General features: G+C 62.6%; 21 protein-coding genes. 13 read left to right on the top strand and 8 right to left on the bottom strand.

All coding sequences use genetic code 11. From position 1 onward, the window contains the following. Positions 1 to 84: 84 nt before the first annotated feature. Complete coding sequence (locus LH20_RS14545) at positions 85 to 1119, bottom strand: aldo/keto reductase (protein WP_053554841.1); 1035 nt, start codon at positions 1117 to 1119, stop codon at positions 85 to 87. Between LH20_RS14545 and LH20_RS23005 the strand changes: the two genes are divergently transcribed. After that, positions 1088 to 2503: an AraC family transcriptional regulator gene (locus LH20_RS23005; protein WP_144423584.1), complete on the top strand. Its 1416-nt coding sequence runs from the start codon at positions 1088 to 1090 to the stop codon at positions 2501 to 2503. The two genes, LH20_RS14545 and LH20_RS23005, sit on opposite strands and share 32 nt — an antisense overlap. A gap of 66 nt (positions 2504 to 2569) precedes the next feature. On the opposite strand, the gene LH20_RS23550 is transcribed toward LH20_RS23005, so the two are convergent. Then, complete coding sequence (locus LH20_RS23550) at positions 2570 to 3052, bottom strand: MaoC/PaaZ C-terminal domain-containing protein (protein ID WP_053554839.1); 483 nt, start codon at positions 3050 to 3052, stop codon at positions 2570 to 2572. Positions 3053 to 3233: 181 nt separating this feature from the next. On the opposite strand from LH20_RS23550, the gene LH20_RS14530 reads away from it, so the two are divergent. Further along, entirely contained in the window at positions 3234 to 4022 is a 789-nt protein-coding gene (locus LH20_RS14530; RefSeq protein ID WP_053554838.1) for an SDR family NAD(P)-dependent oxidoreductase, read from the top strand. 47 nt (positions 4023 to 4069) lie between these two features. Here the strand turns inward: LH20_RS14530 and LH20_RS14525 are convergent, their stop codons facing one another. Genes LH20_RS14525 through LH20_RS14510 form a run of 4 tightly spaced genes read right to left on the bottom strand, consistent with a single transcriptional unit; the run spans position 4070 to position 9159 of the window. After that, a complete protein-coding gene (locus LH20_RS14525; RefSeq protein WP_053554837.1) occupies positions 4070 to 5539 on the bottom strand; it encodes an AMP-binding protein in 1470 nt (489 codons plus the stop codon). Positions 5540 to 5558: 19 nt separating this feature from the next. Beyond that, positions 5559 to 6434 (bottom strand): IclR family transcriptional regulator, encoded by an 876-nt coding sequence (locus tag LH20_RS14520; RefSeq protein ID WP_053554836.1) that lies wholly within the window; start codon positions 6432 to 6434, stop codon positions 5559 to 5561. A gap of 44 nt (positions 6435 to 6478) precedes the next feature. Then, a complete protein-coding gene (locus LH20_RS14515) occupies positions 6479 to 7903 on the bottom strand; it encodes an aldehyde dehydrogenase family protein (protein WP_053554835.1) in 1425 nt (474 codons plus the stop codon). Positions 7904 to 7917: 14 nt separating this feature from the next. Next, positions 7918 to 9159: a thiolase family protein gene (locus LH20_RS14510; RefSeq protein WP_053556297.1), complete on the bottom strand. Its 1242-nt coding sequence runs from the start codon at positions 9157 to 9159 to the stop codon at positions 7918 to 7920. 142 nt (positions 9160 to 9301) lie between these two features. On the opposite strand from LH20_RS14510, the gene fabG reads away from it, so the two are divergent. The 7 genes from fabG (at position 9302) to LH20_RS14475 (ending at position 16931) form a co-directional block, all read left to right on the top strand. After that, positions 9302 to 10051 carry a 3-oxoacyl-ACP reductase FabG gene (gene fabG / locus LH20_RS14505; RefSeq protein WP_053554834.1) on the top strand — a complete coding sequence of 250 codons (750 nt, stop codon included), beginning with the start codon at positions 9302 to 9304 and terminating at the stop codon, positions 10049 to 10051. Next, positions 10044 to 10958, top strand: a complete 915-nt coding sequence (locus LH20_RS14500) for a MaoC/PaaZ C-terminal domain-containing protein (protein WP_083455433.1) — start codon at positions 10044 to 10046, stop codon at positions 10956 to 10958. Before fabG ends, LH20_RS14500 begins: the two co-directional genes overlap by 8 nt. A gap of 65 nt (positions 10959 to 11023) precedes the next feature. Continuing rightward, positions 11024 to 12031 carry an NAD-dependent epimerase/dehydratase family protein gene (locus LH20_RS14495; RefSeq protein ID WP_053554833.1) on the top strand — a complete coding sequence of 336 codons (1008 nt, stop codon included), beginning with the start codon at positions 11024 to 11026 and terminating at the stop codon, positions 12029 to 12031. A 207-nt stretch (positions 12032 to 12238) separates the two neighbouring features. Next, positions 12239 to 13168 carry a fumarylacetoacetate hydrolase family protein gene (locus tag LH20_RS14490; protein WP_053554832.1) on the top strand — a complete coding sequence of 310 codons (930 nt, stop codon included), beginning with the start codon at positions 12239 to 12241 and terminating at the stop codon, positions 13166 to 13168. Positions 13169 to 13178: 10 nt separating this feature from the next. After that, positions 13179 to 14732 carry a class I adenylate-forming enzyme family protein gene (locus LH20_RS14485; protein ID WP_053554831.1) on the top strand — a complete coding sequence of 518 codons (1554 nt, stop codon included), beginning with the start codon at positions 13179 to 13181 and terminating at the stop codon, positions 14730 to 14732. Beyond that, positions 14705 to 15982, top strand: coding sequence for a thiolase family protein (locus LH20_RS14480; protein WP_321164215.1), 1278 nt, complete (start codon positions 14705 to 14707; stop codon positions 15980 to 15982). Before LH20_RS14485 ends, LH20_RS14480 begins: the two co-directional genes overlap by 28 nt. Positions 15983 to 15995: 13 nt before the next feature. Further along, the gene (locus tag LH20_RS14475; RefSeq protein ID WP_053554830.1) at positions 15996 to 16931 is read left to right on the top strand and encodes a VOC family protein; all 936 of its coding nucleotides are present in this window, start codon (positions 15996 to 15998) and stop codon (positions 16929 to 16931) included. Positions 16932 to 16982: 51 nt separating this feature from the next. Here the strand turns inward: LH20_RS14475 and LH20_RS14470 are convergent, their stop codons facing one another. Both LH20_RS14470 and LH20_RS23545 read right to left on the bottom strand, forming a co-directional pair. Then, complete coding sequence (locus tag LH20_RS14470) at positions 16983 to 17711, bottom strand: TetR/AcrR family transcriptional regulator (RefSeq protein WP_053554829.1); 729 nt, start codon at positions 17709 to 17711, stop codon at positions 16983 to 16985. Next, a complete protein-coding gene (locus LH20_RS23545) occupies positions 17708 to 18004 on the bottom strand; it encodes a hypothetical protein (protein WP_158501148.1) in 297 nt (98 codons plus the stop codon). Before LH20_RS23545 ends, LH20_RS14470 begins: the two co-directional genes overlap by 4 nt. A gap of 181 nt (positions 18005 to 18185) precedes the next feature. Between LH20_RS23545 and LH20_RS14465 the strand changes: the two genes are divergently transcribed. The 4 genes from LH20_RS14465 to LH20_RS14450 all read left to right on the top strand — a co-directional run bounded on the left by LH20_RS14465 (position 18186) and on the right by LH20_RS14450 (position 23512). Then, positions 18186 to 19565: an LLM class flavin-dependent oxidoreductase gene (locus LH20_RS14465; RefSeq protein WP_053554828.1), complete on the top strand. Its 1380-nt coding sequence runs from the start codon at positions 18186 to 18188 to the stop codon at positions 19563 to 19565. A 127-nt stretch (positions 19566 to 19692) separates the two neighbouring features. Beyond that, positions 19693 to 20889: an amidohydrolase family protein gene (locus tag LH20_RS14460; protein ID WP_235526989.1), complete on the top strand. Its 1197-nt coding sequence runs from the start codon at positions 19693 to 19695 to the stop codon at positions 20887 to 20889. Positions 20890 to 20975: 86 nt separating this feature from the next. After that, a complete protein-coding gene (locus LH20_RS14455; RefSeq protein ID WP_053554826.1) occupies positions 20976 to 22202 on the top strand; it encodes an amidohydrolase family protein in 1227 nt (408 codons plus the stop codon). A gap of 104 nt (positions 22203 to 22306) precedes the next feature. Then, positions 22307 to 23512 (top strand): M24 family metallopeptidase, encoded by a 1206-nt coding sequence (locus LH20_RS14450; RefSeq protein ID WP_053554825.1) that lies wholly within the window; start codon positions 22307 to 22309, stop codon positions 23510 to 23512. Positions 23513 to 23620 lie beyond the last annotated feature (108 nt).

The following is a 23620-nucleotide window of genomic DNA, read 5'->3' as shown; positions in this document are numbered from 1 at the left end:
GTATGACAAAGACCGCCGATATTCCAGACGGCTCTTACTGGAGCGCCTATGGAGCGGGCATGGCCATGTTCCACGGGGGTAGCATCAAACCGCGCTCCGCTCTGCCAGCGGCCGCCGCCGCAGGGGAGAATGCGCGATAGCGGGCGGCAAATAGGCGGCGCCTTCGAGCGGGGCGATATCAGTGCCCGGCGGTACGATCGCGTCAATTTGATCGAGGATATCATCGCCCAGCACCAGGTCTGCGCCGGCGAGGAGGTCGTCGAGATGCTCGATCGTGCGCGGACCGATGATGGCAGCGCTGATCGCGGGATGGCTCACGACAAAGGCTAACGCCATGTTCATGAGCGAGGTGCCCGCACCCTGGGCCAGTGGGATGAGCTGTTCAACGATGTTCAGGCTGCTTTCGTCCCGCATCGCCTTCGGAAAATATCGCGCCCGCATCGTATCGGGGGTCGCCTGCCCCTGGCGATATTTTCCCGTGAGCATGCCTTTTGCCAAAGGACTCCAGGACATCACGCCCATCCCGAATTGCTGGCAGGTCGGCAGCACCTCGCGTTCGACCGAGCGATTGAGAATCGAATAGGGCGGCTGCTCGGTCCGGAAGCGCAGAAGGCCTCGGCGTTCGGCAATCCAATGCGCGGTCACGAGATCCGAGGCGGGGAAGGTCGATGAGCCGAAGGTGCGAATCTTCCCCTCGCGCACCAGGTCGGTAAAGGCCGAGAGCGTTTCTTCGACATCGGTATCGGGCGCCGGGCGGTGGATCTGGTAGATGTCGATATAGTCGGTCTGGAGGCGTTGAAGCGAAGCGTCGACCGCGCGCTTGATCCAGCGCCGCGAGCCACCGCGCTCGTTCGGGTCCTCGCCCATGGGGTGAAACACCTTCGTGGCGAGAACGACGTTGTCGCGCCTTCCCTTGAGCGCCTTGCCTACGATCTCCTCGGATTCGCCGCGGCTGTAGGCGTCAGCCGTGTCGATGAAGTTGATCCCGAAATCGAGAGCCTTGTGCACGATGCGCGCGCATTCGTCATGATCGGGATTCGCCATTTTCCCGAACATCATGGCCCCAAGACAATAGGGGCTCACCTGAATGCCTGTCTTTCCCAGTGGACGATATTTCATCTTGCTCTCCTCTTGCAGGCCGACGGCCGCCGAAGTGCCCCGATGTACGAATCGGAACGATCGTCCGTTTAATACGGAACATGATTCCGATTATCAAGCGGTGTCTTGGATCCGTTGCAGCGATGCCGCCGCACCGGGGATCGCACCCTCAGGAGGCGCCAATCGAAAGAGATATGGCGTCCTTTGCCAAAACCATTTTTGCGGCTATGGAGCAGCGCGAAATGCAGGCCGGGAGATGATGGGAGAAGAGAGGAAGCGGAAGGTGCCTCGCCCTGGCGGCCGTCGCGGCAAGGGCTCCGGCGCGCGCCTCGGAGATGATCCGGCTGGCTCGCGTGATGCGCCCGCCCTCGAGGGAAAAGGATTCGCGGGAAAGGCGAGCCCCGACCGGTGCAACTTCCCCTCCGGCGTCTGGCGCGCCATACGGGCGGCGGGCCTTGAGCCCTCCGCCATCCTGCATGCGGCGGGTCTTCCGGCGTCGATATGGCTCAATCCTGCAACTCCATTGTCCACCGAAAGCTATTTTGCGATCTGGCGGGCGATCGAAGCGCTATCCAACGATTGCTGCTTCGCATTGCGCATTATCGAGGCTGCGGACCGCACGGGGCATCAGCCCGGTTTCATCGCCGGCTTGTATGCGTTCAATTTTCGCGACGCGATCAACAGGCTGCTCCACCTCAAGAGCATGGTAACATCGGAAAAACTCTGGGTGACCGAGGAGAAGGGTCGGTGGGTGATGGGTCGTGACTGGCCTTATGCCACCGAGCCCGAACCCAGCCTGTCGCTCGACCTCACTTTCTGCCTGATGGTCAATCTCGGCCGCCGTGGGTCCGGCCGCCACATCCGGCCCGTCAAGGTCCAATATGTCCGGCCTCCCACGCCCTGCGACGAGCTTGCGGAATATTATGGATGCGCGATCGAGTTCGAAGCACGTCAGAACGCCATCATATTCGACAGCGCTGACCTCGATTTGCCGTTTCCCGGCTATTCGCCGGAGTTTCTCGACCTCATCACCAAGAGCCTTCACAAGGCCTATGAAGAGCTCAAGGCGGAAGGTACGATCCGCGAGCAGGTCAAGGCCGCGATGAAGCGCGTCATGGCAGGCGGCCAGCTCGAGATCGCCCATATCGCAAGCGAACTCGGGATGAGTGAGCGTACGCTACAGCGTCGGATCGCTGAGGAAAATGCGACCTATCGCGAGCTTTTGGTCGAAGCACGGCGCGAACTCAGTCTCCATCTGCTCGCTGACCAGCACCTCAATATCGACAATATTGCGTCGATGCTGGGATTTCGAACGACCACATCCTTTTACCGCGCGTTCAAGGAATGGAAGAATGTCTCGCCCGGAAAATGGCGAGCCATGAACGCGGCAAGCGGGCAGGATTGAGGGGCTGACGGGCAGAGCCTCTGCGGCAGCGAGAAGCGGCTTTGGCGTAGGAGCAGGGCCCTTGCGCTAATCGGCCTTTTCCGCGCCGACCGCTTCGCGGCACCGGATCATGATCGTGTCGGTGATTGACAGAAGAAGCAGACCATCGGTCCGTCTCAATTCGCTGAAGTGACGCGCGATGCCCACAGAAGGCCGCGATTTTGACAATCTTTTGTCCACCCAGCGGAAATGGAGCCGCACCGAGTCTCCAGGGCGTGCGGGGGCGTGATAGCGCGTGTCGTCCGATCCGAAGCTGGTGATGACGCTCACCCCGAGGTTGAAGTCATGGAGTAGCCGCTGCTTCACTGCGAGCATGTGCGTGCCGGAGGCGGTGATTCCCTCAAAGCCGGCCGCCCGCGCGGCCTCATCGTCGAGATGAACCGGAAGGGGGTCCCACTGCCTGGCAAAGGCGATCACTTCGTCGCGTCGAAAGCTATAGGTGCTGGACACCTGAACCTCATCGAAGCTGATATCCTCGAAGTAGGTTGCAGCTGAATTGAAATCGGTCATGGGCTCCTGTCTTTCGCAGACGCGCGCTCTGGCCTGATGCGGCCTAACCCGCGATGTTTCCATTATGCGAAAATGAATTTCGTGACAAGCGGTGATGCTTTGGATATGGGCTGCCGGGCAATCAGCTTTGGACACGATGCCGGCAGGCTGTGCTGACGCCGGCTCAAGCGGGAGAAGCCATATGTTTGATCTGACCGGGCGAGCGATAGTCGTTACAGGCGGCGGCGGCGGAATCGGCAGCGCCTCCGCGAAGCTTCTCGGACAACTCGGCGCAACGGTTGCGGTGGCGGACATCGACATCGAGAAAGCACGCGCGGCCGCCGCGGCCGTCGACAACCGGGCGATTGCTGTTCATCTCGACGCCACCGACGAGGCGAGCTGGGCTGCGCTGATCGAGGAGGTCCAAAGAGAATTCGGGCGCCTCGACGGTCTCATCAACGCGGCCGGAATCCTGCGTCCCAAACCCTTCGCGCAGGCGACCGTTGCCGAACTCGATACGACGCTCGAGCTGAATGTGCGAAGCGTCTTCATGGGTTGCAAGGCGGCGATGCCCCTCATGATCGATACGCACGAAAAGCTGGGGGGCAAACCCTCGATCGTCAATTTCTCCTCAATCTATGGCATGTACGCGGGGGTCGCCCACGTCGCCTATTCGACGAGCAAGGGCGCTGTGCGCATGATGAGCCGCGGCATGGCGCAGGAATTGGCAAAGCATCAGATCCGTGTGAACACCGTTTTCCCGGGACCGGTAAATACGTGGCTGATGACCAATTCGGTCGCGCAGCTCAGTGAATTTGGTCTGCGGCCAAAGGGGGAGGAGGGTCTCGAATATGTCGCGAAGATGCACCCCATGGGCCGCCTCGCCGAGCCTGAGGATATTGCGGGCGTCGTCGCATTCCTTTGCGCCGACGCATCGTCCTTCATGACGGGCGGGGAGTTGGTCGTCGACGGCGGATTGACATTGACCTGACCAAGCAAGCGGGGGGCGCTCCACCCTTTGGCGTCCCCGCTGCCCAGCTAGCTTCCCTGGGTCTCTGCCAGATAATTCTCACGCAGAAGATGTTTGCGGATCTTGCCCGAGGGATCGCGCTCCAGCCCGGCGACGCTGACAATTTGCCGAGGGACCTTGTATCCCGCGATTGCCTTGCGAAGTTCGCTCCTCAGGGCTTCACCATCGAGGCGGTCCCCCACCACAACAGCGACCAAGGCCTCGCCGAACTCCGGGTCGGGAATGCCGAAGGCTGCGCAGTCTTCGATGCCCGGTAAGGAGAAGAGCGCCTTTTCGACTTCCGCAGGATAGATATTGACGCCGCCGGAGACCACCATGTCGCGGGCGCGGTCGCAGAGATAGAGATAGCCGTCCGCGTCCTGGTAGCCGATGTCGCCGAGGGAAACGAGCGGCCCCAAGGCGACGGCGCGGCGCTTGTCGGGATCATTGTGGTAGGTGAAGTCCGGATAGGACCAGAGCCGTCCGAAAATCTCGCCCGCTTCGCCTTGCGCGACGTCGTGCCCTTGCGCGTCGACAATCTTCAGTTCGACGCCCTCGATCGGCTTCCCGCAGGTGCCCGGTCGTTCCAGCCATTCGGCACTCGTGCAAAGGGTGAGCGCCCCGACTTCGGTGCCGCCATAATATTCGGCGACAATTGGCCCCCACCACTCGATCATCGCGCGCTTGACGTCGTCGGCGCACGGGCCGCCCGCGTGGATCGCCCAGCGCAGCGACGAGAGATCATATGCACGGCGAATCTCCTCCGGCAGCCGCAGGAGGCGCACGAACATGATGGGGGCGAGGGCAACGGAAGTGATCCGTTCGCGCTCGATCGTCGCCAGGAGTTGCTCGGCGTCGAAACGGGGCATGATCTCGGTATATTCGGCGCTCAGCACGCTGTGGAGCGCGAACTGGTTCGGAAAGGCGTGGTAGAGCGGGCCCGGAACAAGCGCGCGGCTCTTGGGGTCGAGCCGGTAAAGGCGGGAGCGCATCTCGCGCATCGCGCTTTGCTGTTCCGGCGTGGGCGCAGAACGCTTGACCCCCTTTGGGCGGCCGGTCGTTCCGGAAGTATAGACCATGCTGCCGGGCGCAGGGCGGTCGGGACCGCCATAGATCGGGCACTGGTCTCGCCAATCCGAATATTCGGAGCGCGTGTGGGTTTTGCCCACGATGATGACCCGGCTTCGATCGAACCATGGCAGGGGAATGCGATCGCGCAGCTCTTCGTGCACGAATATCGCCTTGGGCGCGCAGTCTTCGAGGAGTCCATCGATTTCGGCCTCCGTGAAATGCCAGTTGAGCGGGACGGAAAACGCCCCGAGCTTTCCAAGGGCCACGCTGGTTTCGATGAACTCGATGCTGTTCTTCAGCAGGAGCGCGACCCGATCGCCCGCACGGATGCCGAGCTGGTCGAGGCCGCCGGCAACCTTGGCCACATTGGTTTGCAGAACATCGCGATCGAGTGCCGCATCGGCGCAGCGAATGAACGGGGTGGACATGGGATAAGGCTTCTCAGGATTACAATGCAGGCGTGACGGGATTGGGGACCGTGTCGTCGGGCAGCAGCGTCGCTTCAACCTCGCGAGCGATGGCGATGAGCTCGGGGGCGAGCTTTTCACGCAACTGCTGCTCGGCGAGAGCGTAAGCCGGGCCGCCGAGATTCAGCACGTAGCGCATCGCGCCTGCCGGGGCCGCGATCGGCACTGCGATCCCGCTGATGTCCTTTTGCCAGTCGCCGATGCTGATGCAGTATCCGAGGCTTTCCTGCTCCGCGATCGCGTCGTCGATACCTTTGCGAATCCGCCCCCAATCATCGCCATACCGTGGCCGGAGCCGTTCCAGAATTTCGTCGCGTTCTTCCGCCGGACAGGTAGCGAGATAGGCGCGGCCCATGGCGGAGGTCGCGATGGGGATACGCGATCCGGGAAAGAGCCGGAGCGCGATCAGGGCGGCGCCTTCCACTGCATCGGTATAAACCATCTGGAGCTCGTCCCGGGTTCCCAGTCCGACATTGAAATGGCTCCCGGCTGCCAGCCGCTGCATCAACGGCAGGGCAAGCGTGCGCACGTTGGTCGTCGCGAATGCCACCGCGCCCAGCCGGATTGCGCGCGGACCGAGGCGATATTCGCGCAGACGCGGATCGAACGACAGATAATTTTGAAGCGTCAAAGTGTAGGCCAGACGTGAAACGGTCGACTTGGTGAGCCCTGTCCGCTCGGCAAGCTCCGCATTTCCAAGGCTGCTGTCGCGGCGCGTGAAGGCATCGAGCAGTGCGAGACCCCGGGCAAGGGCGGAGACGACTTGCGAATCATTGCCGTCGCTCAGCGACAGATCACCCATCTGTCCGGCCTGTCGCGGCTTGGCGCGCTCCGAAGGGGTCAAACGGGTTTTCATCTTCACCTCTTGCGTTTCAGGGGCGTGCGCCGGCCCCCTCGGCATCACGCGGCCTTAACCAGCACTTGCACATTCGTATATTCGCGCAAGCCTTCCTCTGCGTTTTCCACGCCAATTCCAGATTGCTTGTGCCCACCGAACGGCAGCGTCGGTGTCAGCCCATGGATGGTGTTCAGCCAGACGGTTCCGGCCTCGAGACGCCGGCCGAGTGCGGCGGCCGCTTCCATATCGGCGCTCCAGACCGATGCCGCGAGGCCATATTCGCTGGCGTTTGCACGGCGCACGACCTCGTCGACATCGGTGAAGCGGAGCAGGGGCAACAGGGGGCCGAACGGCTCCTCCCGCACAACCGCAGAATCGTCGGGCGGGTTGTCGATAATCGTCGGGGCGATGAAATATCCGGGGCCGGCCATGTCTCCGGGCTCTGTCAGAAAGGTGAGGCCGCTTGCGCGCGCGTCCTCGATCATCGTCTTCACGCGTTCGAACTGGACCCGGTTCTGAACTGGTCCCATCCGGGCGCCCGGAGCGTCGCCTGGCATGGGTGGGTATGCATGCGCCAGCGCGACCATCTTTTCCGCAAACCGCTCGTAGATCGCGTCGTGCACATAGATGCGCTTGGCCGCGATGCAGACCTGGCCCGCGTTGCGGAAGGCGCCCCAGTAAATGCGCTCTGCCACGGCTTCGGGGTCCGCGTCGGCGAGCACGATTGCAGGATCATTGCCCCCCAGTTCGAGCGTGAGCCGTTTAAGCGTTCCCGCGGCGCTCCGCATCACCGCCTTGCCGGTCGCCGTCGAACCGGTGAAGGCGATCTTGTCGATATGCGGATGACCGGACATCAATGGCCCCAGATGGTCGCCACCGGTGAGAATATTGAAGGTGCCCGGCGGCAGAAGCTCCGCCATCAGCTCGCCCAATCTCAAGGTGGCAAGCGGCGTGAAGGGGGAAGGCTTGGCGACTACGGTGTTGCCCGCCTTCAGGGCGGGAGCGAGTTTCCAAGCCATCAGCTGAACCGGGAAGTTCCAGGGCGCCACGGCACCCACGACGCCAAGCGGCACGCGCCGAATTTCCGCCCGTCGGCCGTCCGGTTCCCGCCGCTCTTCAACGGGCAGATCCTGGTCGGCATAATAGGCGAACCAGCGCGCCGCGGTCTCGATTTCGAGCCTCGCCTCGGCGAGCGTCTTGCCCTGCTCGCGGGTCAGGAGGCACGACAAGGGTTCAAGCTCCTCCTGAATTTTCGCGGCGATGGCGCGCAATTTGTCGCCGCGGATTTCGCTCGGCGTGGCGCTCCAGGGCGCGAATGCGCGCCGCGCGGCGGCGACGGCGTCATCGAGCTGCGCTGCGTCGCAATCGGGCGCGTAGGCGAAAATCTCGCCGGTTGCCGGATTTGTGACGGGAAGCCGGTCGGGCCCGTCGACCAGGCGACCGTCGATGACCGCCTTGAAGGCGGGAAGGGTGGTGACAGAGGTCATTACTTTTCCCAGGCTCATGGAGCCTCCAGTATTGTCACCACGCAGGCGGCTTCCTCCAGTCCGTGGAAGCCACCACCATTTTCAGCGAGACCGATCCGCGGTTTTTCCACCTGCCTGTCGCCGGCTTCGCCGCGCAGCTGGGTCACCAGTTCGAACAGCTGGATGGCACCGGTCGCGCCAATCGGATGGCCTTTCGACAGCAAGCCGCCGGACACATTGATCGGGAGGCGGCCGCCCAATGTCGTCTCGCCGCTCTCCACGAGGGCGCCGCCGTCGCCATAATCGCAAAAGCCGACATTCTCCGAATGCAGTATCTCGGCGATGGCGGAGGCGTCGTGCAGTTCGGCGACCGAAACGTCCTGCGGGCCGACGCCGGCCATCGCATAGGCCCGGTCGGCCGCGACCCGGGTCAAATGCCTGTCATATTGGGCAGCTGTCCGGTTGCTGCTGCTGCTCGCCCCGATGCCGCGAACGCCAACAGCGCGGCGAGCCCCATCATGCTTTTCGGCAAATTGGCGCGACGCAAGGATGATGGCGCAGGCGCCGTCGCTCATCGGCGCGCACATCGCGCGCGTTACCGGCCAGACGATCATCCGGTCGGACAGCACCTCGTCAATCGTCATGGGGAAGCGATATTGAGCGTAGGGATTATGCTGCGAGTGGTTGTGGTTTTTCGCAGCCACTGCTGCGATCTGCCGCGGCGTCGTGCCGAACATCTTCATGTGGAAGCGCGCCTGCGCGGCATAAATGTCCATGAAAACCGAGCGTTCGGGTGAGTCGACATTGCCCTCCGGCGGCGCCACGCCCTCGCCGATAGCAAGCAGCGCTGCGATATGCTCGTCGGCGAGTTCGCGGTCCCAGCTGCCCTTGAAGGCTTCGAACATTTCCGCGCGCTTTTCGGGATAGTTCATCTTTTCGGCGCCGACAACGAGCGCCACCTCGAACAGCCCTGCCTCCACGGCGGCGAAGGCCTGCATGACGCCCGAGCTCGAGCTCGCACAGGCATTGTCGGTGTTGAAAATGGGGATACCCTCAAAGCCGTAGGAGCGCAGCGAGGCCTGCCCGCGTACGCCGTGCTGGCCTTCGAGCGCGCCCTGGCGCGTGTTGCAGAACCACGCTGCTTCAATTCGCTCTTTCGGCAAGGCCGCGTCTTCAAGCGCAGCGGAAATGGCTTCGGCCGACAAGGCCCGAACCGATCGTTCGAGGTGCTTGCCGAGGGGCGTCATGCCGACGCCGAGAATGACGGTGTTGCTCATGCGCCGCGCATAGAGGAGTCCGCACGAAGTGAAAAGACGAAAATGAATTTCGTAAATCTTGACGCTTTCCGAGCTAGCCTTTAGCGGCGGCATCGAAAGGCCCCATCGGCCGTTCGGCCAAATGCGCACAGGGATTGAAATTATGGATCTGGGAATTGGTGGACGCGTGGCGTTCGTGACGGGAGCGGCCGGCGGGATCGGTGCTCGCACGGCGGCCATGCTTGCTGAGGAAGGCGTCCGCGTCGCGATTGGCGATATTCATGAGGACGCGGCCGAAGCCCAGGCCGCGCGGCTGCGCGGGCTGGGTCATGATGCGATCGCCGTCAGGGTCGATGTTTCCAGCTCGGCGTCGGTCGAGGCTGCGGTCACGCACATCCTGGAGGCATGCGGCAGCGTCGATATCCTCGTGAACAACGCTGGCTTCACCCGCGACATGCGCATCACGCGGATGGAGGAAGACGACTGGGATGCCGTCGTCGATGTCGTCCTGAAAGGCGCGTTCTTGTGTACGAAGGCCGTTCTGCCGACCATGATCGATCAACGATGGGGCCGGATCATCAACATTTCCTCGCGCGCCTATCTCGGCAATCCCGGGCAGGCAAATTATTCTTCGGCCAAGGCGGGCCTGCTCGGTCTCACGCGATCGATGGCGATGGAGAACGGGCGCTATAATATCACCGTGAACGCGGTCGCCCCGGGCATCATCGACACAGCGGCGGTTCGGAATCTTCCACATTTTGAAAAGATCAAGGCGAACGCGGAGGCTTCGCTGCCCTTGCCCCGCCTGGGGCGCACCGACGATGTGGCGTCCGCGGTGACGTTTCTTGCATCCGAGGCAGCTGGCTATATTACGGGCGATGTGCTGCACGTATCGGGAGGGCGATATGGCTGATCCGGTCGCCCAGATCCCGGTCGAAGCGCCGACAGCTTCGGTCCTTGACCCTGATTTTCTCGTCGGAATCCCGACCCAGATTATCCGGCAAACCTACGACCGCCGCGATACGATCCTCTATGCTTTGGGGGTTGGTGCCGGGCAGCGGGCCGACCATCCGGGCGATCTCCCGTTTGTCCTCGAGGACCGCCTGCTTGCCTTGCCGACCATGGCGGTCGTCCTCGCGTCGCCCGGCTTCTGGCAGATGGAGCGGCGGTACGGAATCGACTGGCAACGCGTTCTCCACGCAGAACAATCGTGCGATTTTCATGCGCCGCTGCCCGTCGAGGGCGCGGTGCGAGGTGAATTCTCGATCGATGCCATCGTGGACAAGGGTCCAGAAAAGGGCGCGATCCTTCGCGCCCGGCGCCTCATATACGACCAGGCAGACAATCGGCTGCTGGCGACGGTCAGGCAGACATCGTTCCTGCGCGGCGACGGTGGGCGCGGAAGCGCAGGGGGCGACATCAGATCGCTCGAACCGGTGCCCGAGCGCTCACCCGATCACATCGTGCCGCTGACAACCCGCCCCGAGCAGGCGCTGCTTTACCGGCTCTCGGGCGATTATAATCCCCTGCATGCCGACCCCGCGGTGGCAAGCGCAGCAGGGTTCCAAAGGCCGATTCTGCACGGGCTTTGCACCTATGGGCTCGCGGGCCGCGCCCTCCTCGCCGCGGTTTGCGAAAACGACCCCGCCCGGCTGAAGTCGATGTCCTGCCGGTTCACCGCCCCTGTCTTCCCTGGAGAGGAGCTCGACGTGCACATCTGGGAAGCGGGGAATGACACGCTTTACTTCCGGGTCATGGCACCCGCGCGGGCCCTGGTGGTGATCGACCGCGGACATGCACGGATTGCTCCGCCGGCATAGCTCGCCCCTCCTCCATTGCGGGGTGCGGGCACGCATCGCCTTCCCATTTCGGAAGGATTAAGAACATGACGGAAAAGGACATTCGAATGGTGACGATGGCTGCCCCCTATGGTCCGGTCCTGGTGACCGGTGCCTCCGGCTATCTTGCCGGCTGGGTGGTAAAATATCTGCTCGATGCCGGGGTGACGGTTCATGCCTGCGTGCGCGATCCCGGAGACGAAGCGAAGGTCGCGCACCTGCTCCAGATGGAAAAGGCCGCGCCGGGATCGCTGCGCTTGTTTCGGGCAGATCTGCTTGAGTCCGGGAGTCATGAAGCGGCGATGCAGGGGTGCCGCATCGTCATGCACACCGCCTCTCCATTCCTTCTTCCTTCGCGGATCAAGGATCCCCGGCGCGATGTCCTCGAGCCCGCTCTGAAGGGAACGCGCGACGTGCTCGAGACGGCTTGCGGTGTTCCAAGCGTCGAACGAGTCGTGCTGACAAGTTCGACGGTGGCGATCATCGATACCGTGACGGTGACCGGGAAGCTGTGCACCGAGGCCGACTGGAACGAGGTCACCACGCTCGAGACGACCGCCTATCCCTATTCCAAGGTGCTGGCCGAACGCGAAGCCTGGAAAATAGCCGACGCCCAGCAGCGCTGGAAGCTTGTCGTTATCAATCCCGCCTTCATTGTCGGGCCTGGCACAGCGCCCCAGCAGACATCGGCGACCTTTGACCAGTTTCGCGCATTGTCCGACGGGACCTTTGCCAAAAACATGCCCGTCCGGGATGTCGGCGTTGTCGATGTGCGGGATGTGGCCGAGGCGCATTTGCGCGGCGCATATGTCGAGGGTGCAAACGGGCGCAACATCGTCTTCGCCGAGGTGCTCAGCATGAGTGACATGGCCGCTATTCTGAAGGAAGCGTTTGGGGACGATCCGCGTTGGCACTTCCCCCCGGACACCCCCTGGAATCCCGATGTGCCGCACTGGCGCGCGGACAACAGCAAGTCGCGCCGGGAACTCGGCATGACCTATCGTCCGGTTCAACCAGCGATCATCGACACCTTCCGCCAGTTCGCCGGCCTCTGATGGGCGCGCCGGTGTGCGCGCCCGGTCGCCCGCGGAGGCTGACGGAAAATAGCCGATAGCACAGCTTAGCCGCCCTCTGGGAGATGCCGCCGCGGGCGGGGGCGGCTGACGACGTTTGACTTCGAGAATGTAAGAATATACAAAGTGTATATTCATAGAATCGAAGCGGACGCAGTCGAGCGGACGCCGAACAGGGGAAGGGAGCCCATGAAGCTGGCGCTTGTCGACGATTATGTTCCTGCATTGGTCGAGGAGGAATCCGTCCGCCGGCTCGCAGGAGACCTTCCCGAGATCATGGCGCTTCCTCCCTTCTACCGCATGGCTGGCCTGATCGAGCACTGGGGCGAACTGCGGGCCCGCGTTGCCTCGAGCAAGGCCCCCCGCCTGTCCTTGGACGAGGTTGCGCTTCGGGCGCCCGTTCCTCGCCCGACAAAGCTGCTTTGCGGCCAGCTGAGCTTCAAGGAAGGGGTTGCCGAGGCGTCGGTCAAGCCCGCTTTCTTTCTCAAGTCTTCGACGAGCGTGATCGGCCCCGGGGATACCGTCGAGCTTCCTTCGGTCGATGCGCCGGTCTTCCATCACGAAGCCGAGCTTGCGCTCGTCATCGGCAAGCGCGCGAAGAATATATCGGCCGCGACCGCGCTCGACCATGTGTTTGGCTATACCTGTTTCCTCGACATGTCGGCGCGCGCAGTCGGGCACGGGACGAGCTTCCAGGACAAGTCCTACGACACATTCGGGCCGATGGGGCCGTGGATCCTCACTGCTGACGCTGCCCCCGACCCGCACGATCTCAACGTGCGCCTCTGGGTCGATGACGAGCTTCGGCAGGATTATCCCATGGCGGATATTGGCAATCCGATCGGCGATATGATCGCTTACGCCTCCTCGATCGCCGCGCTCGAGCCGGGCGACGTGTTGGCGCTGGGGGTCAACCACCAGGGCGTGGGGCCGATCCAGGACGGCGAGACGGTCCGCATCGAGATCGAGCCGATCGGCGGCTTCGCGGTGCAGGTTCGCGATCCCCTGGGGCGCCGCTGGGAAAAGGGCATCGATACCCGCCTCGCAGCGACCGTGCTTCGGATGGTGCGGGGCGAGCCGCTCGGGACGGTCGAATTTTCGCGACGGATCGACCGGTAGGAGTGGGGACGTGAGGCTGATCGACTATCTGGACAAGGGTGCGGAGTTCGGATCCGACAAGCCCTGTATCGTCTATGAGGACCGCAACTGGTCGTACACCGAGGTTGTCGAGCTGACCCACCGGATCGCGGCCGCCTGCGTCCGTGACGGCTTCAAGAAAGGCACGAAGGCGGCGGTGCTCAGCCCCAATGACCCCGGCGCACTCATCGCGGTCCTGGGTATTTTGCGCGCCGAGCTGGTCTGGCTGCCGATCAATCCGCGATATGCACTCGACGACATCACCGATCTGCTCGACCGCTTCGATTGCGAGCTGCTGATCGTGCATCCGACATTCGCGCCTGTGATCGACCAGATTCGGGCCGCCGCCCCCGGCATCCGGCTCGTGCTCGTGCTCGGCCCCTCCCTCGATCATGTGACGGCACTTGGAGACTGGATAGCGCCGGCGGGGGTCCGCCACGAAGGCGGCGGGGGCGCGCACGCCGAGGATGTCGCTGCGATCATGACCACAGGCGGCACGACGGGGCGGCCGAAGGGCGTGTTGCAGACCAACCGCGGCTTCGAAACCTATGTCGCGAGCTATATCGCAACGGTCGGACGGGACGAGCGGCCCAATTATCTTGTCGTTGCGCCGATGACGCACGCGGCGGGCTTCATGTGCTTTCCGATGCTGGTGCGCGGGGGAACGATTTTCATTTCCCCCGGCACCGATCCGCGGACCGTGGCGCGCTCGATGGAGCGTCACTCGATCAGCGAATTGTTCGTTCCGCCGACGCTGATCTATACGATGCTTGCCGATCCAGAGATCCGTGCGATGCGTTTTCCTGCGCTGAAATGCATGCTCTATGGCGCGGCACCCATGTCGGTGGAGAAGCTGCGCGAAGCCCTCGAATGGCTGGGGCCAGTGCTCAGCCAGGGCTATGCTCAGGTCGAGGCGCTGATGCTCTGCACCGTTCTGAGGCCCGAGGACCATTATATCGATGGCGAGATCGCCGGACCCGAGCGGTTGTCGAGCTGCGGCCGTCCTGCTCCCTTTGTGATGATGGGGGTCATGGACAAGGAGGGCAGGTTGCTCGAGGACGGCGCGGTGGGAGAAATCGTCGTCCGCTCGGGCAATGTCATGGCGGGCTATTACAAGGACCCTGAAGGCAGCGCGGAGGCATCGCGCTTCGGCTGGCACCACACGGGGGATCTTGGCTATCGCGACGAGGAAGGATTTTACCACCTGGTCGATCGCGCCCGCGACCTCGTCATCTCGGGTGGCTACAACATCTTCCCTTCGGAAATCGAGCAGGTGCTCTGGGGCCATCCTGCGGTCCAGGATTGCGCCGTGGTCGGAGCGCCCGACCCCAAATGGGGAGAAGCGGTCACCGCGGTGGTGCAGCTGAAGGAGGGCCGCAGCGCCGATGCGGAGGAGCTGCTCAGCCTCTGCCGGAGCCGCCTTGGTTCGATCAAGACTCCAAAATCGGTTCTTTTCTGGCCCGAACTGCCCCGCAGTCCCGTCGGCAAGGTCCTGAAACGTGACATTCGCGAAACATTATGGGCCGGGCAAAAGCGGCGCATCTGAAAGGACAGGCCATGGAGAGCGTTTACATTGTCGGAGTTGGGATGACGCCTTTTGGCCGGCACCCCGACCTCAGCATCAAGCAACTTTCCGCGCAGGCGACGCAGGCCGCGCTCAAGGATGCGGAGGTCGAGGCGAGCGCCCTCGAGGCTGCGTTTTTCGGCAATGCGACGCAGGGCCACATGGAAGGCCAGCACATGATCCGGGGCGAGATCGCGCTGCGACCGATGGGCATTCAGGGGATCCCGGTGGTAAATGTCGAGAATGCCTGCGCAACCGCGAGCACGGCCTTCATTCTGGCGGTCAATCATCTGAAGGCGGGCGAGGGAGATGTCGCATTGGCGCTTGGGGCCGAGAAGATGGTCTCGAGCGACAAGAATCTGATGTTCTCTGCGTTTGACAGCGCCTGGGACGTGGCGGATGTCGAGCGAAACAAGGAACGGCTCGCGCAGCTCGGGAGGGGCGTGGCCGCGCCCCCGGGGAGTACGTCCGAGCGGCCCTACAGCATTTTCATGGACGTTTATGCGGGGCTCGCGCGCCAACATATGGAGCGCTTCGGGACGACCCAGCGTCAGATTGCCGCTGTCTCGGCGAAGAACCACAATCATTCCCAGCACAATCCCCTTTCGCAGTTCCAACGGCCCTTCACGATAGAGGAGGTGCTCGCGGCTCCGCCGATCACCTATCCCTTCACTCTGCCGATGTGCTCTCCGATATCGGATGGTGCAGCAGCTGCGATCGTGGCCACGGAGGCGGGGCTGAAGCGACTGGGGATGAACCGCGCGCGCGCCATAGAGGTGCGCGCGGCCGTGATGCAGACCGGAAGCGACCGCTCACCCGATGCAATAGAGGAGCATTGCACGGTGCTCGCCGCGCAAAGGGCCTATGAGCGAGCGGGGGTCGATCCTGCGGACGTGTCGGTCGCCGAAGTCCATGACGCGACTGCGGTTGGCGAAATCATCCAGATCGAGAATCTGGGATTTTGTGCCTATGGCGAAGGCGGCGCGATGGCCGAGCGCGGAGAAACGGCGATCGGCGGACGCATACCAGTCAATCCCTCGGGAGGGCTCCAGTCCAAGGGGCATCCTATCGGCGCGACGGGATTGGGCCAGATTTACGAGCTTGTCACGCAATTGAGGGGCGAGGCGGGCGCGCGCCAGGTGGAAAATCCCCGGATCGCTGTTGCGGAAAATGGAGGCGGCTCCTTCGTCGTCGAGGAGGCGGTCGCGACGATCGCGATTCTGGGGCGCTGAGAGGAGGCTGACCGTGGCTGTCGTGAAGGTAACCGATCTTGCCTATGTTCGTGTACGATCGCCTGATCTGAACGCGACGGGACAATTTCTGTCCGATTTCGGGCTGATCGAGGTCAAATCGACCAAAACCGAACTCCGCTTCCGCGGCCTGGGTCCGGAGCCAGAGATTCTCATTGCTGAAGCCGGAGATCGCGGGCTCGCGGCGATCGGGTTCGCCGTCGCCGCGCGCGAGGAGCTCGATCGCTTCGCCGCCACCGTGCAGGCCGAGGTGTCTGAGCATGATGGGCTAGGCGGGGGGTGGCGCGTTGCGGCGCACGACCCCGACGGGAACCGCATAGAGCTTGTTTGCGGTGTCGCGCAGGCCGATCCTCTCCAGGTGCCGGGACCGCTTATGAACGAGGGGCGGGATCGTCTTCGTCGCCGCGGCGAAGTGCGCCGGCCCCAGGAGGGGCCCTCCCACGTTCTTCGTCTGGGCCACATTGTACTCACCACCCCCCGGCCCGAAGAGCTTGCACGCTGGTACCGCGAAATGTTCGGCTTCCTCGTGTCCGACGTCATTTACCAGGGGAACAAGGACAATGTCCTGCTCTCGTTCAACCGGCTCGACCGGGGTGAGGAATATGTCGATCACCATGTCTTCCAGACCCTGGCAGGACCGCCAGGGGGTATCCATCACATCTCGTTCGAGGTGCTCGACATCGACGATCTTTACGTGGGAAATACCCATCTTTCGAAGCGGGGATATCGCCACATGTGGGGCATCGGACGGCACAAGCAGGGCAGCCAGATCTTCGACTATTGGATCGAGCCATCGGGTATCATGTACGAACACTGGACGGATACCGACCTCCTCAACGCCGACTGGACGCCCGGCGTCGAGCCTGTCGACGCGACGCAAGGACCCTGGGGTCCGCCGCCGCCGCCCGACTTTATCACCCAGGTGGGTTGATCCGGCCGTTCCCGCCTACTCGGTCCGGACCCATGATCCTGCTGCTTCCTGTCACTCGGAAGACTGGCCGCTGCGCACCTTTTCGGCCTGCCACCAGGGGAGGCGGCCAGGCGCGCGCTCCTTCAAGTCCTGCTCTGCCCAGCGGACCGCTTCGATCGCCCGGTCTTCGGTGACGCCTGTTGCGAGAAGGAGCATCCGCGACACATCGCGAATATAGGCCGCTCGTCCCCGTTTCTTGCTTTGCAACTGGCCTGCGCCGCGCGTGAGCGCACCGATATGCAAATCGACCGCGGCATTGATGTCGCTGATGCGAAAATCGCCGCGCCTGCGGCCCTCGACCAGATGGCCCTTGATCGCGCCGACGAAATCAGAACGCATCGAAAAATCCTCGCTCTGTGCAATGATACGCCCCCAATTGGGCTCCATCATCGCGCGGGTGAGAACGAGCTGCGGGCCGACGGCCGTGTGCAGAACGGGGTCGGTGATATGCTGGTACATCGTTTTGAACACGGCGACGGCCTCGTCAGCCAGGGCGTGTCCCAGCGCAGCGATCGCCTGGTGGAGCGAGTCAAAATGGGCGTAAAACGTCCCGCGCGACACGCCGGCCATCTTCAGCACATCCTCGATGATGGCAGCCTGAGGGCCGCGTTCGGCGCAGACCGCCATAATCGCGTCGAGCAGCCGCGCCCGCATGCGTTCCCGCTTGCGCGCTGCCGAACGGGCGCGAAAATCATCTTCTGCTCCTGAACCCACAGCGGGTCTCGAGCGCACATTGCTCATATCGATCTCCAATAAGCCCCTGGCATCGCCTTGCGAGCGGACGCCCTTGCAAGATTGTCCGTGACATGATCGACAATGCGTTCATTTTGATCAAGGCGAATATGTCGATGCGCTTCGATTATCCGACCGCAGAGCGCGCAAGATAGCCGGCCAGCGGATAAGGGGAGGCGCCCGCAATAGCGCAGCTCACGGGCCGCCATAATTTGACTGTTGGTCATAAAATGTGCGAAAATCACGAAGTGCGGCAGAAAATCGTCGATGTTCCCTGTTGCAATTTGCTTTGAATTGGTCATACAGTCATAAATCGCCAGCGTGAGTCCCTATGACCATGATAAGCCCCATCAAGAATTTGCGCCCGTCGCGCCGAAACCGTGTTTTCGGTCAGTGTCCGGTCCAGTCCTGCCCTGATCCGAATGAAGCTGCGCATACGCGCTGCGATTGCGCGACGGGAAGCCTGGCCATGTGGAGGGGCCGATGACGCGCAAGAAAGAGGCGATCCTTCTCTGGATGCCGGCCTATCTCGGCTTCCATTCCATGGCCTGGCGGCAGGAGAGGGCGTGCCGGACGAACGAGATGGATTTCGATATTCTGCGCCGCCAGATCCAGATTGCCGAACGGGGCAAGTTTCACGGGGCCTTTTTTGCGGATACGGTCGCCGTCGGGGTGCATTCGGCCGATGTGAGCATGGATGCGCTTAGTCGGACGGCCAAGGCGTCCGCATGGGAACCGGTCACCCTTCTATCCGCGCTTGCCGCCTGCACCAGCCGTATCGGGCTGCTGGGAACGGTGACGACGAGCTACGCAGAGCCCTACAATGTCGCGCGCATGTTTGCCTCCCTCGATCATATATCGGGGGGACGCGCCGGTTGGAATGTCGTCACCACCTCTCACCCCAAGTCGGCGAAAAATTTCGGGCTCGAGGCCCATTACAGCCATGCCGACCGGTACGAACGCTGCGAGGAATTCTTCAATGTCGTGGCGGGGCTTTGGGATAGCTGGGAGGACGACGCGTTCATTCGCGACAAGGCTTCAGGCCGCTATTTCGATCCGGCAAAGCTGCACGCGCTCAACCATCGCGGCCGGTACCAGGCGGTGGCAGGCCCGCTGAACATTGCGCGTCCCCCGCAAGGCCACCCGGTGATCGCCCAAGCCGGTTCGTCGGTCCCCGGCCGCGCTTTTGCTGCTCGCCATGCTGATCTCATCTACACGATGCAGGCCGAGATCAAGCATGCCAGGCAATTCTATGACGATGTGAAAGGGCAAGCGGCAGAAAACGGTCGTGATCCCGATCATGTGAAGATTCTTCCCGCGATCGGGCTGATGGTGGGACGCAGCCGTGCCCACGCCGAAGAAAAGATGGCCTCGCTCGACGAACTCGTCGATCCGGTTTTCGGGCTGGAGGTTCTGGCAAGTTATGTGAGAGCGGACCTTTCCGGCTATCCGCTCGACGGTCCCGTGCCCGAAATACCGGTCGATGAAAGCGGGTCTGTCACCAGCCAGAAATATTGGCTCGACCTTGCAAAGCGCGATAATCTGACCATCCGTCAATTGATGCAGGTGGTCACGAGGTTGGGAACCGCGCCCGGCTCCCCCGTCGATATTGCTGACATGATCGAGGAATGGATGGAAGCCGGCGCTTGCGACGGTTTCAACATCACCCTGGCGAGCGACGAGGACTCGCTCGAACTCTTTGTCGACGAGGTCATCCCCGAGCTTCAGCGGCGGGGCCTTTTTCAGACCGAGTATCGCGGCAGGACGCTTCGCGAAAATCTCGGGCTGCCGCGGCCCGAAAACCGCTTTGCCACTGGGCGATCATCTCCGTCACCGCTGTCCGAGATGGCGCCAGCGCAATGAGGCCAGGCACAGATGAAGCGAGCGGTTCGGCGCCACCGACAGCGATGCGTGCGCCGGGCCCCTTCGAAATCGCGGGAGATGGCTGATGTATGAAGTGCCGGACAGCATGACACCTTTTTGGGGTCGCATGAACGATGTCGACAGCCACGAAATGTTGCCCGCCGAGCTTTGGGTCGAAGTGTTTGGCGAGGTCGTCCGGCCATGGGCGGACCTCATTATAGAGGCGAATGCTCGCAACCCCAGCAATCCGAACAATATGAGTGCGCCCGAGTTTCCGGGCGACGTTCGCCATTTCGATCCGGACACGGTCTGGAGCGCGAAGGGGCCGACTGCCCCGGGAGCTGCGGACATGAATCGGCGCGTCGAACTGATCGATACCATGGGGGTCAGCCGCCAGCTGATGTTCCCGACCGGACCGGGCCTGGGGGGCACCATTCTTTATGCATCTGCCGAGGACCGGCATTTCAACATGCAGCGCTTCGGCGTTCCCGAAGGTCAGGCCTATGCTTTCGCGCGTGATTTGATCCGCGCGAATAATGAGTGGGCTGTTGGTGTCGCGGGCATCTCTGATCGTTTCCGACCGGTCGCACCCGTTTTCGGCGACACCCCCGACGAACTGATCGCGACGACGAAACCGCTTATCGATCGCGGCATCCGTGCGGTGCAGATTTCCGCACCGCGGTTGCCGGGCGGGGTATCGCCGGCCGCGGACGATCTCGATCCTTTCTACGCGATGCTTGCAGAGGCCAACGTCGCGCTGACCTTGCATATCGGGGGCGATTCCCTGCTGTTCCGGACCAACGACTGGAACAAGGCCAGCGCCTTCCAGGGCTTCAAGCAGACGGCAGAAGTCGGCATGGATCCCTGGACCTTGTCGGCGCTGCATCTTGCTCCGCAGAACTTCATAGCCACGATGGTGACGGGCCGCGTGTTCGACCGGCATCCCACTCTTCGCGTCGGGGTCATGGAGTATAGCGCACACTGGATCGGGCCGCTCGCCCGCGCCCTCGATCTCTGGCACGACAATAACCAGGCGATCATTCCCGTCACCTTTGCCGACGGTTCGAAGGGGCGCCGGCTCCCGATGCGACCTTCCGAATATATTTCGCGCAACGTTCGGGTGGCGCCCTTCGATTTCGAGCCGGTGGGCGAGTATATCGAGACCTACGGCCTTGAGGATGTCTACTGCTTCGCGAGCGACTATCCTCACGTCGAAGGCGGCAAACGGCCGCTTGACCGGTTTGCGGCGTCGCTCGAGCCACTGGGCGAGCGCGTGATGGAGAAATTCTTCGTCACCAACGGCGAACTGCTGTTGGCCGCATGACAGCATAAAAACCACGCCAATCGACGCGAGCAGGAGCCCCCGGTTGGGACACCGCGAGCATTTGAAGGCAATTTCGGAGACAAGCCATGTACGAACTACCCGAGAGCGTCCGGCCATTCGCGGGCCGCATAAACGACGTCGACAGCCACGAAATGATCCCCGCGCAGCTTTGGGTGGAAGAGTTTGGTGAAGTGGTCCGCCCATGGGCTGAGAAGACCATGGCCACACCGCCCAATCCCGGGAACGCCAATGTGATGAACATCCCGGATTACGCGGGAGACGTCGCAGAGATCAGTCCGGACACAGTCTGGACGGCGAAGGGTTCGACAGCACCTGCCGCCACCGACATGTACCGGCGGCACGATCTGATGGACACGATGGGCATCAAGCGCCAGCTGATGTTTCCATCGGGTGTCGGATTGGGCGGGTCGATCCTTTTCGGTTCTGCCAAGGGAACGGCGCGCTATGAGATATTTGGCGACGAAACCTATTCCATGGCGCTCAAGCTGATCCGCGCACATAATGAGTGGTCGGCGCGCGTCGCGAGCATCTCCGACCGCTTCCGGCCGGTGTCGGTGATTTATGGCGATACCCCCGAGGAACTTATCGCGGTCACCAAGGACCTGCTCGACCGCGGCATTCGGGCCGTGCAGCTTTCGGCCTCGCGACTGCCGGGTGGTGTATCGCCTGCCTCGCCGGAGCTCGACCCCTTCTATGCCATGCTCGCCGAAGCGAATGTTCCGCTGACCCTCCATACGACGGGCGTCGAGTCCCTGCTGTTCCGCACGATAGAATGGGGAAATGCGCCCGTATTCCAGGGATATAAGATGGGCAACGAGGGTAGCCTCGATCCGTGGAACCTGTCGGTCTTTCACCTGGCACCCCAGAACTTCATTGCCACGATCGTGACGGGCCGTGTGTTCGACCGGCACCCGACGCTCCGCGTGGGGGTGCTGGAATATACCGCGCACTGGATCGGGCCGCTCGCCGAAATGCTCGATATCTGGCACGACAACAACCAGACCATCATTCCTGTCAAATTCGCTGACGGGTCGGAAGGCCGGCGGCTGCCGATGCGTCCGTCGGAATATATCGCGCGCAATGTGCGGGTCGCGCCCTTCGATTTCGAACCGGTTGGCCGGTACATCGAGAAATATGGCCTCGAGGACGTCTACTGCTTTGCCAGCGACTATCCCCATATCGAAGGGGGCAAGCGGCCGGTAGACCGGCTCGCCGCGTCGATCGAGCATCTTGGTCCGCGCGTGATGGAAAAGTTCTTCGTCACCAATGGGGAACTGCTCCTTCCTGCATAGGAGGGGAGGGGGCGGCGGGGAATCCGTCCCCTTTTCCACGCAAGGCATCGTCCACCCGGAACGCCGGTCCGCTCGCCCGGCAGATGAGAGAGGGGAGAAATTCGTTGGCTGACGCGCACGACGACGAACGCGGCATTCCCAAATTTACGATCGCCGAACGCGAGCGCCGCTGGGGGCTGGTCCGCCAACGCATGGCCATGGAGCGGATCGACGCCATCTTCGTTCCTCCACACACGGGGCTTTTCGATACGCAGCAAGCCAATACACGCTATCTGACGGGGCTGGGCGGCAATCACTGGACCCTCGCGAGCGTGTTTCCTCTTGAGGGTGACGTGACCGTCTTCACCAGCGCCGACGTCCATCCGGAAATATGCAGATTGCGGCAGGATTGGGTCACCGACATTCGAGCAATGACGGGGGCCTGGGGGTTCACCGGCTCGGTGATCGAGCGGCTGAAGCAGATCCCCAACTTGCGGCGCTTGGGCGTTTCGGGGCTGTCCGGCAACACGCGATTTCCGGAAGGGACGACGGCGCACGGCACCGTCAGGATGCTTCGTGAGCAGCTGCCCGAGGTGGAACTGGTCAACGCAACGCCCCTGATGGCCGAGGTGCGCTTCGTGAAATCCGACGAGGAGATTGCTTTCCTGCGCATGGGCACGGAGCTGGTCGAACGCGCCATCGACGTCATCGCCGATACCGCGCGCGAGGGCGTGCCTGAAAACCGGATCTACGCCCGGATGGTGGCGTCGCTGATAGAAGGAGGCTCCGAGCTTCCAGTCTTTGCGCTCTGGTCGGCCGGCATGCCGCAACCACCGAGCAACAGCTATCTTCCAACGCGGCGCCCGCTTCGCACGGGCGATGCCTTGCTCACGGAACTGCAGGCCCGATATGGCGGATGCGACGCGGCTGGCGCACAATCCCTCTTCCTTGGGCCCGCCCCGGACGAATATCATGAGATGTTCAGATATCAGCAGGCGGCGGTGAACATCTGCCACGAAATGCTCCGCCCTGGGCAGACCGTGGGCGCGATTGCGTCGGCCATCAACGCGATGACGGACGATCGCTATGACATGCGGGTCCTTATGCACAGCCGCGGTATGGGCGATGATTCTCCGATGGCCGTCTTCGGGGTTCGCGATGCGGCGATGGCCAGTTGGACGATCGAGGCGAATAGCGCCTTTGTCGTGAAGCCGATTGTCTCCACGAAGGACCGGGCCAAGTGGATATATTGGGGCGACACCGTCGTTTGCACCCCCCAAGGCGCGCAGCGGCTCGGTAAGCGGGCGCCGTCGATCATCGAGATCGGGTAATCTGCAGGCCGCCCTGCCGGCCTGGCCTCTTGTTCTCGTCGGCAATTTCGTGATGATGGGTGGCGGCCAGCCGCCGCGGCGGATTAACCGGTTTCTCGATCATTGCCT

This window comes from Sphingopyxis sp. 113P3 (assembly GCF_001278035.1).
GTDB lineage: Bacteria > Pseudomonadota > Alphaproteobacteria > Sphingomonadales > Sphingomonadaceae > Sphingopyxis.
This window is presented reverse-complemented; position numbering and strand designations above follow the sequence as displayed.